The 17,134-nt window shown below is 60.3% G+C and carries 12 protein-coding genes; 4 read left to right on the top strand and 8 right to left on the bottom strand.

Annotated elements, in window-relative coordinates; all coding sequences use genetic code 11:
• Nucleotides 1-211: 211 nt before the first annotated feature.
• The gene (locus tag HUU46_25050; GenBank protein ID NUM56911.1) at nt 212-1,489 is read left to right on the top strand and encodes a Gfo/Idh/MocA family oxidoreductase; all 1,278 of its coding nucleotides are present in this window, start codon (nt 212-214) and stop codon (nt 1,487-1,489) included.
• Complete coding sequence (locus tag HUU46_25055; GenBank protein ID NUM56912.1) at nt 1,489-3,570, top strand: HEAT repeat domain-containing protein; 2,082 nt, start codon at nt 1,489-1,491, stop codon at nt 3,568-3,570. The genes HUU46_25050 and HUU46_25055 overlap by 1 nt, the downstream gene beginning before the upstream one ends.
• 247 nt (nt 3,571-3,817) lie before the next feature.
• Here HUU46_25055 and HUU46_25060 read toward each other — a convergent pair whose 3' ends face one another.
• From HUU46_25060 to HUU46_25095, 8 genes are all read right to left on the bottom strand, one after another.
• Complete coding sequence (locus HUU46_25060; GenBank protein NUM56913.1) at nt 3,818-4,243, bottom strand: GNAT family N-acetyltransferase; 426 nt, start codon at nt 4,241-4,243, stop codon at nt 3,818-3,820.
• 53 nt (nt 4,244-4,296) lie between these two features.
• Nucleotides 4,297-4,593: a type II toxin-antitoxin system RelE/ParE family toxin gene (locus HUU46_25065; protein NUM56914.1), complete on the bottom strand. Its 297-nt coding sequence runs from the start codon at nt 4,591-4,593 to the stop codon at nt 4,297-4,299.
• A complete protein-coding gene (locus HUU46_25070; protein NUM56915.1) occupies nt 4,583-4,870 on the bottom strand; it encodes a type II toxin-antitoxin system Phd/YefM family antitoxin in 288 nt (95 codons plus the stop codon). The genes HUU46_25065 and HUU46_25070 overlap by 11 nt, the downstream gene beginning before the upstream one ends.
• A 53-nt stretch (nt 4,871-4,923) precedes the next feature.
• A complete protein-coding gene (locus HUU46_25075) occupies nt 4,924-9,162 on the bottom strand; it encodes a dienelactone hydrolase family protein (GenBank protein ID NUM56916.1) in 4,239 nt (1,412 codons plus the stop codon).
• A 66-nt stretch (nt 9,163-9,228) separates the two neighbouring features.
• Complete coding sequence (locus HUU46_25080; GenBank protein NUM56917.1) at nt 9,229-10,890, bottom strand: hypothetical protein; 1,662 nt, start codon at nt 10,888-10,890, stop codon at nt 9,229-9,231.
• 3 nt (nt 10,891-10,893) lie between these two features.
• The gene (locus HUU46_25085) at nt 10,894-12,564 is read right to left on the bottom strand and encodes a hypothetical protein (protein NUM56918.1); all 1,671 of its coding nucleotides are present in this window, start codon (nt 12,562-12,564) and stop codon (nt 10,894-10,896) included.
• A 10-nt stretch (nt 12,565-12,574) separates the two neighbouring features.
• Nucleotides 12,575-13,492: an ABC transporter ATP-binding protein gene (locus HUU46_25090; protein NUM56919.1), complete on the bottom strand. Its 918-nt coding sequence runs from the start codon at nt 13,490-13,492 to the stop codon at nt 12,575-12,577.
• Entirely contained in the window at nt 13,476-13,892 is a 417-nt protein-coding gene (locus tag HUU46_25095) for a GntR family transcriptional regulator (GenBank protein ID NUM56920.1), read from the bottom strand. Before HUU46_25095 ends, HUU46_25090 begins: the two co-directional genes overlap by 17 nt.
• Before the next feature lie 443 nt (nt 13,893-14,335).
• Between HUU46_25095 and HUU46_25100 the strand changes: the two genes are divergently transcribed.
• Nucleotides 14,336-15,244 (top strand): lytic transglycosylase domain-containing protein, encoded by a 909-nt coding sequence (locus HUU46_25100; protein ID NUM56921.1) that lies wholly within the window; start codon nt 14,336-14,338, stop codon nt 15,242-15,244.
• Nucleotides 15,245-15,556: 312 nt separating this feature from the next.
• The coding region (locus HUU46_25105; protein NUM56922.1) for a CTP synthase at nt 15,557-17,134 on the top strand (1,578 nt) is incomplete at its 3' end.

Genomic DNA, 17,134 nt, shown 5'->3' on the forward strand with positions numbered 1-17,134 from the left:
TCGCAACGCTCCAAGACGCCTTAACGACATACCTCAAAACCGGTCAGCTGCCGCCGTTACCCCCAAACGTCGCGGCAAACGGCTAAAGTGTTACGAAATCTCATATTTCAAAAGCGACACGAGTAGGACGTCTTAGAGTTCTATTTTCGGGGCAGCACGAGCACGACAGATGGTGCGAGTTTCAAACTCATGACAGTAGGAGTCTTTACCTATGACTACAAACGGGCTATCGCGCCGGTCGTTTTTGACGGTCGCCGGGGGCGTCGCCCTCACGACGCTGGGGCGGAGGGCGAGCGCGCAGGTCAGCGCGAACGACAGAATAAATATTGCCGTGATTGGTAATGGCGGCATGGGCAGCCGCCATATCGAAGCGTTGTGCGACAACCCGAACTGCAACTTGCTGGCGTTGTGCGACGTGGTGAAGACGCGGTACACGCAGATGCAGGGGATTGTCGAGCAGAAGACGGGCAAGAAACCGGACGTGTACCAGGATTTTCGGCAGGTGCTCGAGCGGAACGATATCGATGCTGTATTCGTGCCGACGCCGGATCATTGGCACGCGCTGATTACGATTCTCGCGTGCGAGGCGGGGAAGGACGTGTACGTCGAGAAGCCGGTGTGCACGACGATCGCGGAAGGCCGCGCGATGGTGAACGCCGCGCGGCGCTACGGGCGCGTGGTGCAGGCGGGCACACAGCAACGGTCGATGCCGATATTTCAGCAAGCAATCGAGATCGTGCACAGCGGCCGCTTGGGACCGATCATCTCCGCGGGCGCGTGGATCGGGGTGAACGGGTTCTCCGAAGGCGAGACACCCGCGCCCGTGCCGGATGGCGTGGACTGGGACATGTGGCTCGGGCCGGCGCCGTGGGTGCCGTTCAGCCGCGAACGCTACTTCGGATTCATGGGCTGGCACGATTACGCGCGCGGCGGACAACTCACGAACTGGGGCATTCACTTGATGGACATCGTGCACTGGGGGATCCAGAAGGACCGGCCGCTGACCATTCAGGCGCTCGGCGGGAGTTATCGTGGCGGCACGGGTTCGGACAACTACGAAGCAATCGAGGTGCTGTTGGAATACGAAGGCTGTAACGTGACGTGGGAGCAGCGTCCGAACAACCGATACGGGAACAAGGACTACGGCATCCGGTTCAATGGGGAGAAGGGGGCGCTGTTTGTCGATCGCAATTCGTTCGTTGTCGAACCGAAGGACGTTGGAATCGCGGAGGTTATCGGAGAACCCGAAAAGAGTTGGGCGAACCCGCCGCACCACAACAATTTCTTTGATTGCGTGCGGACGCGGAAGCGGCCCGTCGCGGATATCGAGCAGGGATTTCGATCAACGGCGTCCGTCCTGCTTGCGGGCGTTGCGTTGAAGGCGGGGCGGAAGCTCTATTGGGACGGGGACGCTGAAAAGTTCTTGAACGATGACCTGGCAAACCGTCACCTGACGCGCGTGTACCGTGCGCCGTGGAGGCTCGCATAATGAAGAACTTATTCTTCCGCGCGTGCGCGATTGCGATCGTGGTGGCTTCGATAGCGAATGCGGATTTCACAACCTTGCCGGCCGCATTGGCGAAGGACTTGGCGTCGCCGGATATTGCCGCGCGCGTACGCGCGAGGCAGTTGCTGCCGCGGCATGGAGTGGCGGCGTTGGACCATCTGCTGCCGCTGCTGTCGAGCCAGGAACAGCCGGTGAAGTTGTCGGCGTATAACGTGATCGCGGACATTGCCAATGGCGCGGCCGCGCCCGGTCACGAGGCGGAGCGCGAAATCGCCGCGACGAAGCTCATGACGCTCGTGGCGCCAGGACAGCCGGAGATGGTCGTGTTGCAGGGGCTGCGACTGCTGCCGATTGTTGCGCCGAATGGGCTTGACGTAGGGCCTGTTGCCGCCATTCTGAACGGCACCGATGCCAACCTGCGCGAGAGGGCGCGGGAATGCCTTACCCTTGCGGCGACGGACGAGGCCTGCGATGCGCTAATCGATGCCGCACCCCATGCGGACGCCGCCTTCGCCGTCGCGTTGTTAGACGCTGTGGCCATGCTGCGCAACCCGCGTTCGCTCGATCGCGCGGCATCGCTGTTGTCGCATGGAGACGATTCGGTGCGTGTAGCGGCGGCGCGCGCGGTCGCATGGAGCGGCGACGCGAAATATGTCACGACCCTGCGGGATACCGCCGCCAAGTCAACACCGGAAACGCAAGCCGCCGCGTACGACGCGTTGTTGCGGCTGGCGGACGCAGTCGTCAATACTGGCGGGAACTGGGGCATCGCGATGGCGGTGTACCGCGATGTTCTCGCCAACGCGCCGCAAAAGGCCAATCGCGCGGAAGCGATGATGGGGTTGGGGCGTTATGGCGACGCTACGGTCATCGACGCGATTGTCGCCGGCGCTGCGAACGCGGGCGGCGAATTGGACGATCAAGCAGCGATGGCGTTGACCAGCTTGCAGGGCGGCGAAGCGGTCAAGGGGGCGGTGGCCGCGTATTCGAGTCTCTCCGAGCCGGTGCGTGTTTCCATGATTTCCATTTGGGGACAACAGAAGCAGACGGACGCGCTTGATTTGATTGCAGCGGAATTGAACGGAGCACCGGCGGTTCGGACGGCGGCGTTGCACGCGCTCGCGAGTATCGGTTCGATGAAAGGTTTTGCCGCGCTGGTTGAGGTTGCCAAGAGCGGCAACGACGAGGAGCGCGAGTTTGCGTTGAATGCCGTAAAACAGATGGCGGGAAACCTTGGGAGCACGGGCGACAAACAGGCGGCGGGCCTTGTCTTTGTCCAATTGTACGCGCTGACGAACGACGAAGCGTTGCGCGCGGACGCCGTGCGCGGAATTGCCCGGAACCCCGTGCCACAGGCATTTGACACCGTGAAGGATGCGCTCGGGATTGCAGACCTGAAGGCGGATGCGGTCGAAGCGATGGCGTCGGTAGCCGGTGCGTTGGCGGCGAACAAGGAAAACGAAAGAGCCGTCGAAGCGGCCAAGCTGGTGCAGAGTGCGGGCGCGCCCGTGGAAACGCTGGTGCGCATGGCAGCAAGTCTCGGCGATGCCGCGCCACCCGAATTCGCGAATATTCTCGGACTGGTCCGAAAGTGGCAGGTGATAGGTCCATTTAAATGGAAGAACGATGCCGCGTGGACCACGGCATTCGTTGGCGAACCCAACGTGGACCCGAGCAAGCCCGTTTCCGCGGCGGGCAAGACGTACGAGTGGAAGCCGGCAACGGGGAACGGGCCAATCGGACTTGTCGATCTAACCGGATCGATAGCGCAATCGGACCGCGTGTTCGGCTATGCCTACGCGATCGTGGACGTCGCCGACGAGTGCGATGGCCAGATTCGGATCGGATCGGACGATGGCAACCAGATTTGGTTAAACGGAAAGCAGGTCTTCGAGAACCGTGTCGATCGCGGATCGGCGCTCGACCAGGACAAGGTCGACGTCCACTTTGTCAAGGGGAGTAACACCATTCTGGCAAAGATCAGCCAGGGCGCGGGCGGCTGGAACTTCTGTCTGCGGCTGGCGAAGCCCGACGGATCGGGAATTGTATTCACGCAGCCGTAGGCCATAGGCCAAAAGGCCAAAGGCCAAAAGGACCTAAGGGACCCGAAAAGGACCTAAGGGACCCGAAAAGGACCAAAGGACGAAAAGGACCTAAAGGACGAAAAGGACCAAAGGACGAAGAGGACCAAAGGAGTCCGAAAAGGAAATTGGAGAGGGCGCGGCGGTTGGCGACTTCGGAGGCACGGATATCAACACAGCATTAGAGACTCTTGATTTGTCGCAAGTGGTGGGTGTCGCCGTGCAAATTTCAGAGCTTCATCCCGAAGTGGTAACTTGATAGTTCCATGCCGTGCGCCTTGTAGAACCGATGCGCGTCGAGGCGATGGGTCCCGCTGTCGAGATGAAACTGCGCGCAGCCGTTTTCCCGCGCGTGCGCCATCAACCACTCCAACAACTGCCCGCCGTATCCATTGCCGCGCTCGGTTTCTTTTACGACGAGATCGTCCACGTACATGATGCGGCCCCAGGCAAGAAATTCGCCGAAACGGAACCCGGCGACGGCTTTGGGTTCGCCGTTATGTTCGAGAACGGCGACGCGGTAGCCATTGGACATTTGGCGTTGGATTTGCTCGACGAGCAAATCGTCCGTTAGGTGTGGGCGTAATTCGCGAAGAATGCTTCGGGCGAATTCGGTCAATGCGTTAGTGTCTGCCAAGAGAGTAATGTTAGCCATCGACAACGTCCCAGTTTCTCTGCTTGGACAACCTATATGCGCACCAGTGGCTGTTAACGGCGACGATATCTGCGTAATTCGCGTTGCATGCCGTGGCGAACGGTAAGGACTTGCACCCAGTCGCGGTCAATCGTGTAAATTACGCGATACATGCCAACCCATATGTGCCGGATTTCGGCGTTCTTAATTGTATTCAGGCGGCGGCCGCGTCTGGGGAATTGTCCGAGCAACTCGACCGTGTCCAGTAGTTGGCCGATCCAGTTCTGTGCCGCGCGCACATTGTGTTTAGCGATACGGTCAATGATTTGATTTACGCGGCGTAAGGCGAGCGGAGACCAATCAACGCGCATGGTCCAGTCGTTTTTTTAGCTTTTGGGCGACGACTGCGTGCGGGATGGCTTTACCCTGTTTGATTTGCTGCAGCGCGGTCTGAATGTCACGAAGGGTTTCAATTTCTTCGACCATCGACTCGTATTTAGAAATTCCCATGGCAATCGCGGTCTGTTTTCCCCGATGTGTGACGACAACGGGCCGCCCGCTTCGGTTCATGCGGGCAACAAGGGATTTGGACTCGTCCCTGATTTCACAGTGTGGAAGCTTTTCGATATTCAGACTAGCGCTTTTCATGTCTACTCCGTTACTTAGCATCCTAACATACCATACCGTCGATGCGGGAACAATTACTTCAGGACGGTATCAAGCCAGGCAAACGCTTCATCCTGCATGGCCGCGTTGAATTCGTGGGGGACGGGCCAGAGTTTCGTGACGAGTCGATCGCCTGCGCCCTGCGCTTCCCACACCGCGCGCATTTTCGCATACGATGCTTCGACGCCGGGGACGGGGAAGAGGCCATCTTCGGCGCCGTTGTAAAAGAGCATGGGCTTGGGGCAGGCGATTGAGGCGACGTCGGGATAGTCGAGTTCGTTGCGCAGACCCGGTATGAGCATGCTGAACGCGGATTGGCCCTTTGTCTGATTGTTGCCCGGTGCGGTGAGCGTGGGAGTATCGCCCATCCAGCAGATTGCCGCGCCGCACTTCACGATGTCCGTTGCGGCGCAGAGACTCCACGTGCGGTGCGACCCCATCGAGAGCCCGAGACATCCGATGCGATCGGGATCGACGTAGGGGAGACCTTGAACGAACTCCGCGCTGCGCACGTCGTCCCACGTGATTTTCCCCGCCCAGGACAAGCCGAGCATGAGCATGTTCGCGCCAAGCGCCTGCTGGTCTTCGTAGTTTACGCCGCCGAACCGCCCGCGATCGCCCCAGAAGAGCGCGTCCGTGGCGAAAACAACATAACCGCGATCCGCGAGCGTGTCGCCAATCCATCGTGCGCCGTAGTATTTGTCCGTCCACTCGGCGGCATCGGCGACGCGTTCGCCGGGTTCCGCGAAGGGCCGCACAACCTTTTCTTTTCCGATGGAGAAGTGCGCACCGTGATCGTGCAGCGCGATTAGCGCGGGATGCGGGCCTTCGTCTTTCGGGACCAGGAGGTAGGCTTTGGTGCGTTCGTCGGCGCTGATATTGAAGGCGAGTTTGTGCGCGACGTAGCTGCCGCGGTCCTCCTGCGCGAGTTCGGACACGGCGAAGGGGGCAAGGGGCGGCCGCGAACCGAGAGACGCAAGATACGTCTCGCGCGCATGCTTGCGCCAATCGGCAAATGGCAAGGAAGAATTGTCCCACGCCGAATTGAACGACATGCGCGCGACGCGCGCGTCGTTGAACGCGGGGAGGAGGTCGCGTGTGCCGTACGTAGCGGTTTGTTGGCTAAGCGCCCCCGGCGTACCGGGCAATTGGGCCCAGCGTTCGCGATCGCGTTCGTAGCGTGTGCGAACGTCGTCCAACGTCCCGCGCAAGAGGTAGGCTTTCACGCGCAGTGTCGTAGGTCCATCGCGGCGCAACGGAACTGCCCCGTGCGAGTGCATACAGCGGTGCGATTCATTCGCGTTGTTGCATACGGCGGTCCCGTTCTCGGCGGCCGTGGCCGCGATCCAGTGGCCATCCGTGCTCACACATGCTAACAGTGGAATGTCCGGGCGCGGGTGGTGAATGGTTTTCCAACCGCTCGCGGCCATCTCTCCTTCGACGTCAGCGGATGGTCCGCCTTTCACGAATTGGATATTGCGCGCATTGCCGTTTGCGCACGACGCGAGCGAGGTCCACACGCCATCGGACAGGAAATACATGCGCGACATGAGGTCCGCGTCGTCACCGTCAAATACGCCGCCCTTCATTTGTTGGCAGGGGCCGACGGTGAGTGCGCCGGAAACCGTCGCTTCGGGCTTTGGCCATGTCGTGTAGAGGCATTCGACGTGGTCGAGGCGCGGAATGAACTGTGCCGTGAATGTGGCATCGGGACGATCGACGGTGTAGGCGATTGCACCGGTTGCTTCGTCACGTTTCCAATCCAGATTCATTCCGCCAAGTTCCTCCCGTGAGTAGCCCAGAAGCGGGAAGGAACACCATTCGGGCCCCCAAATCGTGAAGCCGATCGATGGGTCATTCGGATGTACTACGTGCACAAATGAACCCGCTTCCTGTGGAGTCAGCATGAGGCGCGCGTCGGGAACGCGAGCGAGCACCTGCGCAAGTTGCGCGTTCGCGTTGAAGAGCCGTTCCGCGGGGCGATGGGCGAGATAGAATGCGAGCACTTCGTCGAGATAGACGAGTCCATCCGGTGGCGCGCCGCCCAAGCCAACCGCGCCTTCGGTGTAATCGCGCGAACGATCGCGGTCTTCGGGTTTCTTGTAGAGGTCGTAAATGGTCTTGCCGTCTTTGAACAGGCCGGCGGCCTGTTCCCAGCCGGAGAGCCCCGCGAGGATTTGGCCGGAGCGCTGATAACACAGAACACGCGCCTGAAGTACGGTTTCGATTGCATCGAGCAGATTTGAGATGTCCTCGCCGCGATGCTCGAGGACGCGCGCCGCGTTTGTCAGTTGGGCGGCGTGTTCCATCCCCTGACTGATGATGATGCCGCTGCTGCGAGGGTGCGGGTAACGCCAGCCACCGGCGGGATCGACGGAGGCGGCGAGAAAGTCGGCTACGGCGCGCACCACATCGCGAAGCCTGGGTTCGTCCGGCGCGATCTCGAGCAGATCGGGAAGGCCGGCGAGCGCGTAGCCGATTATATACGGCTTTGCGAAGGGCGCATCGTAGCCGTGCTTGTCGTCGTCGATAAATGGCCCGTCTTTTACGATGGGTTGGCCGCCCTGGCTAAACAGGCTGTCGTCGCCGAGCTTGGCGGTCAGTTCGCGAAAGAGGCGCAGCGCTTCCTCTCGAAACACCGGCGCGCCCGTCGCCCGATACAGGCGGACAAAGTCGGCAACGTCGCCGATGTTCCGGCATTCGCCGGTGTTCGTGTGGACGTATTGCTTGGCATATGCGACTTGCGCGTGCAGCGCGGTGAGGAAGCGCGGATCGCCGGTTTCCTCGTAGGCGTAGAAAAACGAATCAAAGCCCTTCGTGCAGAAGTGAGAAGTCCAGTTTGTGCGCCAGAGAAAGCTCGTATCGCCTTCGTGTTCCTTTTCGCCTGCGGCGACGGCGGCGTTGTAGCGTGTGCCGCCGTAGTCGGGGGTGTCGCCCCACCAGAGTGAGAGATCGTACATGTTGCTGCACCATTGCACGGCGGTCTCGCGAAGTTGCGCGTCGCCGCTACGGGCATGTTCCTCGAAGATTGGCGGGCAATGGTTGAGCCGGTTCATGCCGTAATAGCTCGCCGGGCCGCCGGGATTGAACGAGGTTACGTTTCCGTAGTCATCGCCGTGCAACGCCGCACGCGCGATCGCGGCGTGGTTGTAGTGAATCAAGTCGTCAATATCGGGATAGAGCGTGAGATTTGATGGAATGGACGGTTCATGGGGTCCATGTATTACGCGATGCGACGGTTCCAGCAGCGGTGATAACGCCGCAGCATCCGAGGTTGAGAATGCGATAGCCGCCGAACGCCATGCCGTCTCCTGCATCGGAACTTTCTCATTCGACGTGCATCGCAAATAGACGAGGCGGCTTGCATCCGCAGGGTCTGACGAAACGTAGCCGCGCTGCAGCAGGTGCGCGTCCGGGAATGAAACGTCGAACTGGGGACTGTTCGCACGAAACGCGGACGACTCGGCGGCCGTGAAGACATGTTTCTCGACCGCCGGAAGCGGCGCGCCGGAAATCTTCCAGCCCAGATCGGGCGCGGTGGCGTCGCCCTTGTCCAGACGCTGCAGGCGCGCTTGAAGTACAACGGTCCCCAGCGAGTCCGCGCGCAGTTCGATGACGCGCGGCCAATGCTCGTCATAAAACGATGCCCGCACCCACTTGTAGTGCCTGCCGGACTCGATGAGGCCAAGCGTTCCTCGCGAGGTGCTGCTCCGCGGCGGCGCGATTACCTCGGCGATCACGGCAGTTTGGTCCGGCCGTTTCCACACGATGCCTTGGTCCGTTATCGAGAAAGTGTGCCCGGCGATGTCGATTTGCCAATCGTCACCCTCGCTAAAGATCGAGACCTGGGGTGGGGGCGTTCCTTTGAATAGCGACAACGTGAATTTGCGCGCGGATAGGTTTGGAAACGTGAATGGAAACGTGACGATCGCACGGCGGACTGATGGAGGAGTGCCCGAGTGCCACGTCAGGATTCGCATGTCGGGCTCAACGGTCGTCGCGCCGTCGCTCACCATAATCGCCAAGTCCTTCGGAAGCGCGAGCGGGGGAAACGCTATCGAAACGCGCACGAGTTGTTGACCGGTCTTCGCGGGCGTGACCGTGAACAAGGGCAGATCGCCGACAACTCCGGTGCGTACGCCGTCCGGACTTGCTTCCGCCTGAAGTACCTTCTGCCGCGCGAGCCAACGATGTTCGGCGTCTTCTTGCGCAAAGGCGGGGTTCAAGGAAACAAGCGCGGTCAAGAAAGAGAGCGAACGGAGAATTCTCGGCATGACGCGGCTCCAGGTTCGATTCGGAGCCATAGTCTACCGCGCTACTGCGCGTACATCTACCGTTTGTTACACATGGCCGGAGACACTGCGAGACGCCGTGAACCGAGAACTGCGCGCGGGCAGGCGGCGCGTCAGCGCGCCGTGTCGGATGCGATCGAGGAGAACGCCTTGCGCGAGAAAGGCAAAGAGCGGCATGAGGCTCAGCGCGAGTGCCGCGAGACGATATGCGGCCAGATTCTCGTTTGGTGGGTAGTCAATCGGGCGAAACGCGTTGCTGATGAGCATCAATGCGATGATGAACAGTACGGCGCCTATTGCAAGAAATCTCAACACGATGCGCCACTCAAAGACGCGCCGTTTCCAGCACGCGAGGGCGACGAAGGTGAATACTGCCAGGTAGATTAACGAGGGGAGAATCAGGAGCCAGAAGTCCTCGGCGGGGCCCCATACGCGGTAGTTCGTCGCGGTGCTATAGGACGAGAATAAGAGCATGTACGCCAACGGCACGTAGGGCACCCACACGATGCACCATGCGAGGCAAAGAAAGGCTGCAGACGCGAACACGGCAAGAAGTGTTCCCGAGAGCGGCCCAAAGGACGGCAAACCGAATGCAATCACAGTGAAGATCGTCACAAGTATGCCTGGCACGACGAACGTCAGCAGCATCGAGTAGGTCACCGCGCGCATGCGGTGCAACACCACCTGTTGCACAGACGTGGGGTGGGTCCACGTGAACCGGGCTACACCGTTCACACTGTCGCGGTGATCGCGCGCAAGGAACAGTAAACCAAGAATGAAGCAGCACACCGGCGGCCCGACGCCGAACAGCATTTCCCCGGCCCACCGGACCACGTCGTCAAACCTCGTCGTCCGAAAGAGGTTGACGATAAACAGCGTCCCGCTCAACACCAGCATTCCCGCGGCGAGACTCGGCATCAGCCACCACGTTCGTTTCCATTCGACATGGAATATTTCGCGATCGCGTAAGCTGGTGCGCAGGAGTCTCGCGGAAGGCCGGAATGCCTGTGTGCGAACAAGTTCTTGGAAGGACGGTGCGCCGCGGAGGAGCGCGATTCCGAGGATCGAGATTGCGCCACACAACGCGATGAACGCGATCGACAGCGCCCATGGCGCGCCGGTGGCGCCCGTGAGGCCGGAATCCACGAATACTACTGCCACGGTTACCGGCGTCGTGGTAAGCGCCGCGAATACGAATGCGGCAATCGGGCTTCGCGCTCCCACAGTGTGCGCGATGGCCGAAATATATGCGTACGAAATCAGCGCAATGCCGGTGAATGGCGCGATGGCGCTTACGAAGGCCCTGTCAACCGCCGCGATCAGAAGGCCGAGTATAACAGCCACACAAAAAACTGTGGCGAAGCGGAAGGCGACCTGCGCCCACGCCAATTGCAGGTTCGATACGGGCAGGACCAACATCCGCTGCGGAAGCGCCATGCGCAGGTCGCGAAGACTGCTGTGGGTAAACAGCAGGCCCGGCAGCAACAGCAGCAGGGCAGACGCGGCAATGAACGTCGACATTTCTGTCCAAGATTGTATCGCGTTTTCGGGAATCCCCTGTGTCGAAATGTCGTGCTCCGGGGGCAGCGCAGCGATCATTGCGGCGTGCAGGCTCCACGACGCGAGAAATGTGATCGAAATGACGAATGCGATCATGAACCGCACCTGCTGCCATTGCTCCCACACGAGGGCCAGTATCGGTGAACCCATCTGTCAACCTCCCATGAACGTGCGTTGGCCGCGTATGTTGTGCCTGCCGTGGCGCAGCCGTTCGAGCCAGTGCGGCTGCGTCACGAGTGCGTAGAACAGCAGCGCCATCGTCATCGCGGCGGCAAGCGGCAATTCGTCGTCATAGAAGTAGCCGAAGTCAGCAATGCTCCAGCCAATCAGGATCGCTCCGCCAAGGATCGCGATCCACATCGTGGCCTCGATGGCTTGCGCGTCGCATTGTCCGCGGCGATATCGTGAGACAACGCGGAAGGTCGCGTATACGGTAATCGCAAGGGGTATTGCTATAAGCGCCATTCGCATCGGATCTTCGCCGCGGACACCGGTGAACTCGAGGACGAGTCCAACGGACCCCAGCCACAGCAATCCAAGAAGGATTGGCAATGGACTCCACAGCAGGGCCCACGTGGCGACGAAGGACAGCACCAGGGTCAGTGGATACTCGGAACTCGGGTACCACCGCTCCACGATATACGCCTCGTTCGTGTTCAGTTTGACACACAGCGCTGCGAGGCATGCGCTTACGAGGAAACAGGGAATACAAAGCAACGCGGTTGCCTTCGTTCCAAACCAAAACCGCGCTCGCACCATGTCACGCGTGCTCATTGGAAGCGTGAACACGTAATTTGCGAGGCGAAGCGTCCCATCTCGATGGTCGAGCAGTGCGAAACAGACACCGGAAATAAGCGCAATGAACGGTGGCGCGTAGACGAGTGTCATGGCCATGCCATCCAGATCGCGGGCCAATCTATCCGTTTTCGGAATGGTCCAAATCATTAATGTTGGATTCTGCGCGCCCAACCCCGTTTTGTGAACCATTGACCCCATTCGTTGCTCGGGCTTTTGCAGGTTGGTCCAGATGTCATAGCCCTCCAACAGTAAAAGCGGCACAAGGACGGCCGCGGCGCTGTACGTCACCACGCGCGATTTGCGGCGCCACTCGAACCAGCGGTATGCCTGTATCGGGTCGCGGAAGGAGCGCGTTGCGGCACGCGGCGCCTTTGCTTCAATGGCGCCGGGTCCTGACCGCGGCACGGCATGTCCCCGTAGCGCGCCCCTCACGGCGATCGCACTGCCGGCGATTATCAGCGCGAACGCAAGGACGTACCCTGCTGCGGAGGACCGAATCGATACGCTGTCGTGAAGAAAGAACATCCCTACCGCGATGCCGATGGCGATTGCCGATGCCCAGAACATGCTTCGTCGGCCGATGGTCCAAATCGATGCCATCAAGATCGAGATCACGCATGAAGCATAGACCGTTCCGGGGAGCACATTTTCCGCGTACGAGTCGTCAATCAGACTGATCGATGTCAGGAGGAGGTACGCGAGAAGGACGAAGTAGGCGAATCGAAATACGTACTGCGACAACGCCAGCGTAAGCGACCGCACCGGCAGCGTCATGTGGCGCGCGGGCAGCCCCGCGCGGATGTCCGTCGGGCTGCTGTGCGCGAACAGCAACAATCCACCGGCCAGCGCCAATGACGCGATGATTGCGCCATTGCTTCCCATCTTCCACAGGTCTTTGTACCACTCGATCTCGGGGTCCAGGTGCAACGCGAACGACACGCCCGTCGTGAGCAGAATCGACAACGGCGCGGTCCACCACACTTGCCGCCATTGTTCCCAAATCAATGCGCGTACTGGCGATCGCATTGCGATCTCCTTAGCCGTTCATCGCGCGGCGGCCGGCGCGGGCGACGAAGATGTCTTCGAGGCTGGGTGTGGACTCTTCGAGGATGGTGGCGCCGAGTTTCGCGACGGCTTCGCGGGCGGCGGCCATCTCGCCGTTGCACACGATGGTCCATTCTCGGCCGCGCCCGTCTACGGAGAGTGCGCCTTCGATCTTCGGCGGGCTCGCGACATTTTCGGGAAACTGGAGTGTGAGCGTGTGGTGTTGAGATTTGATCTCGTCCATCGGCGCGCAGAGGACCAGCCGCCCCTTGTTAATCATGGCGACGGTGTCCGCGACGCGCTCGACCTCGTCGAGCAGGTGCGAGGAGAAGAAAACCGTGCGGCCTTCGTCAGCGACGGTGCGGACAATTGCGGCAAGGATGTCGCGCCGCGCTATGGCATCGAGGCCGGACGACGGCTCGTCGAGCACAAGCAACTCCGGCCGGTGCGCGAGCGCGATGAGCAGTCCGGCGAGGGCGCGTTGGCCGCGCGAGAGGTTCTTGACCTTTGTATGCGCGTCGAGGCCGAAGCGTTGGCGCAGTTCCTCCGCGTAGCGGTCGTCCCAATCGGGGTAAAACGCGCGGTTGTACCGGATGAGTTCGGAAACGCGCATCCAGTGGGGGAGGTCGTGATCTTCGGAAAGATAGCCGAGCCGCGCGAGAACTTTCTCGGGGCTTACGACCGGGTCCATCCCGAACATTGATACCTCGCCGCGAAACGGCACCAGCAGCCCGAGCATCAGCTTGATGAGCGTGGTCTTGCCTGCGCCATTCTCGCCCACGAGCCCAAACACACCGCCTTTGGGTACGGATAGCGACACGCCGGACAATGCGATGGTCCGCCCGAAGTGATGGGAGAGACGGTCGACGACCACCGGCGACCCCGAACTGCTGCTATTCTGCTCCGGCATTTCCTGTCTCCTTGTTGGGTGATGCGGCGATGAGGCGATCACGTTCCTTTATAAGGGCGAGTACTTGTTCCGTTGGTACGTCCAGTTGATGGGCCTCCGCGAGCAGGCCGTCGATTCTTTCTGTCAATAATTTAATACGCTCTGCCCATGCGAGCGGGGTCCCGGTTTCCGATACATAGGTACCTGCCCCTTGACGCTTTATGAGAATACCCGCCTGCTCCAGTTCTCGATAGGCGCGCGCAACAGTGTTTGGATTAATTAACAGCTTTTCGGCCAGTGCCCGGATTGGAGGGACTTCGTCAGAAGGGCGCAGCCGACCGGAGGCCACAAGGTACTTGACCTGACTGACGATCTGTAGATAGATGGGAATGCCGTTTTTTGGGGACAGATGGATGAGCATCGGGCGGCCCCAGATTGTATTAAGACTTTAATACAATTTAGGTGACATGTCAACCCCCTTGCGGGATTGACGTTCGATGCATATACTCTTTACACGACGAAGGGCGCGTCTAGGGGAACGAATTGAACGCTATGTCGGTACGCCGCTATTTGAGTATAGCTATGATTGGCGCTGCGCTGTCGTTTGCGGCGGCGGCGCAGAGTCCCATCAAGGACCCCAGCCCGGCAGTCAAGCCCCGTCCCGTTACGAACCCGAGGCCCGGCAGTGCGGCCGAAGCCTTGCGCACCCGCCCGGCGCCCATCGTCATAACCGACAAGCCAAACCGCCGTGCCGGCAACCTGGGTGCTTCCGCGACAAACCGCACGCGCTACTCGGACGAGCGTGCGGCGTATCTCCAGCAATTGACGAAGCAGCGGGCGAGCGGTTCAGCGCGTACGCGCGGTATGGCGATTTACCAGCCCAGAGACGGGGGGACACCAGTCCTTACGAACCGGATCGAGAAATACGAAGGGCGAAACGACTTCACGCGCATCAAGATAAACTTCGATCCCATCGTTCGCGATCGGCGTTGGGGCGTCACGATCGGCAAATACACGGACACCGACATACACAAATATGTCGACCACTACGCCAAGTTATATAAAGTCGATCCGAGCCTGATTCATGCGATCATTCAAGTCGAGAGCCGGGGCAATCCGTATGCGGTGTCGCCGAAAGGCGCGGCGGGGCTGATGCAGCTAATGCCGGGCACGGCGCGCGACCTGAACGTTTCGAGCGTGTTTGATCCGGCGGACAACATTGGCGGTGGCACGCAGTACATCAGCAAGTTGATTTCGCTTTTCAATGGCGACTTCAGCCTCGCGCTCGCGGGATACAACGCGGGACCGGAGACGGTGCGGCGCTACGGCGGCATTCCGCCGTATCGGGAGACGCAGAACTACGTGTATCTCGTGAACTTGTACTGGGACTATTTCCGAAAGAATGGAAACTCGTTCCTGTACACGAAATTCGATCCGTCGCTTACGCCCGCCGCGTTGAAAGCGGCGGCGAAGAAAGAGCGCGAAGAACGCATGATGACGCGGCTGGTCGGCGACACGGCGAGGGACCGCCACGACGTGAAACTGGCGAGCGGGCTTGTCCACCCCGCCGACGACGTCTGGCATCAAGGCGACTACTTGTACCTTGCATCCGGCGGGCGCACGTACCGGTTGAGGGAGGACCTTGTGGTTGCTGTCGACGGCGTCGCGCTGTTGTCCGGCGAGGTCGTTACGGCGAGCGAAATCGAGGCGGTACCGGACGCGACGGTGCCCTTGCCGAAGGACGAATCGGTCCAGCTAGCGGCCCAGATATAGGGCCGTTTTTCTCGAATTGACCCCATCCGTTGTGCTTTTCCGCACGGCTCAGTTGCATTCGATCATCGGCTGTGTTACCATGCAATCCCGTTAGGGATAACGGGATTTCACCCTCCTCTATACCTAACCTGGACGAACTTTGCGACGGCGGCGCCACAGACCAGGAAGGCCGGTACGATGAGTGCGAGAGCGTTGATTCGCGCGCGCGGAAGTGCCAACGGGAAGGCTGTCGGTCGCGAGCCACGGTGCGTCGGGGTCCCAAACGATTCGAGCAGTGCCCTTTGCGGAAGGGGCGATAGGGGGAATTGCTGAATGCCGAAGTACGTGTTCATCACCGGAGGCGTTGTTTCATCCGTTGGGAAGGGTGTCGCGGCGGCGAGCCTGGGCTTGCTGCTCGAGGCGCGCGGCCTGAAGGTCGCGATTATGAAGCTCGACCCGTACATCAACGTGGACCCCGGCACGATGAACCCCTTCGAGCACGGGGAAGTGTTCGTCACGCACGACGGCGCGGAAACCGATCTCGACCTCGGCCACTACCAGCGCTTCACGCACGCGAAGCTGAGCCAAAAAAGCAACATTACGACGGGCAGCGTGTACCACGCGGTCATCGAGAAGGAACGCCGCGGCGAGTATCTTGGCAAGACGGTGCAGGTCATCCCGCACATTACCGATGAGATCAAGCGCCGCATTCGCATGCTGACGGCGGACCCCGAGGACGATGCCGACATTGCGTTAATCGAAGTGGGGGGGACGGTCGGCGATATCGAGAGTTTGCCGTTCCTCGAAGCGATTCGCCAGTTCAATCTCGACGTGTATCCCACGCCGTGCTGCAACGTCCACGTAACGCTCGTTCCCTACATCGAGGCGGCGGGCGAACTGAAAACAAAGCCGACGCAACACAGCGTCAGTTCGCTGCGCGAGATTGGCATCCAGCCGCACGTGATCATCTGCCGCACGGGCACGCACGAACTTGGCCCCGACCAGCGCCGCAAGATCGCCATGTTCTGCAACGTCACCGAAGACGCGATCATTGGGGCGTCGGACGTCCGGCCCGTATACGCGATACCGCTCAACTTCCATCGGCAAGGATTTGACGACATCGTGCTGAAACGCCTTGGTATCGACATGCCCGCGCCGGACCTTTCCGCATGGACGGCGATGGTGGATCGCATCACGCACCCGAAGCACGAAGTGCGGATTGCGGCGGTCGGAAAATACATCGATCACGACGACGCATACAAGAGCATCAATGAAGCGTTCGTGCATGCGGGCGTCGCGAACGACTGTAAAGTGAAGCTCGAATGGATCGACAGCGAGTCGTTCGAGAACGGGGTGTTGCCCGACAAGAAACTCGGAGAGTACGACGGCGTGGTTGTCGGGCCCGGGTTCGGATCGCGCGGCATCGAGGGCAAGATTCGCGCGGTGAACTATGCGCGGACCGCGAAGAAACCGTATTTCGGGATTTGTCTCGGCATGCAGATCGCCGTTATTGAAATGGCGCGCAACTGCCTGGGCTTGAGCAAAGCCAATTCGACGGAATTCGATCTCGAGACGCCGGATCCGGTCATTTCGCTTCTTTCGGAGCAGCGCGGCATCCGCGACCTCGGCGGAACGATGCGGCTTGGCGCGTACCGATGCGAGTTGAAGCCGGGCACAAAGGCGTTCACGGCGTACGGAGAAGATGTGATCGAGGAGCGACACCGGCACCGCTACGAATTCAACAACAGCTACCGCGAAGCGCTCGAACAACGGGCCGGTCTCGTCGTCAGCGGCACGCACCCGAAGACCGATCACGAATTGGTCGAGATCATCGAGTTGAAGGACCATCCGTGGTTTTGCGGTGCGCAATTCCACCCGGAATTCACCAGCACGCCGCTGAAGCCGCAGCCG

The organism is Candidatus Hydrogenedentota bacterium, from assembly GCA_013359265.1.
Lineage (GTDB): Bacteria > Hydrogenedentota > Hydrogenedentia > Hydrogenedentales > SLHB01 > JABWCD01.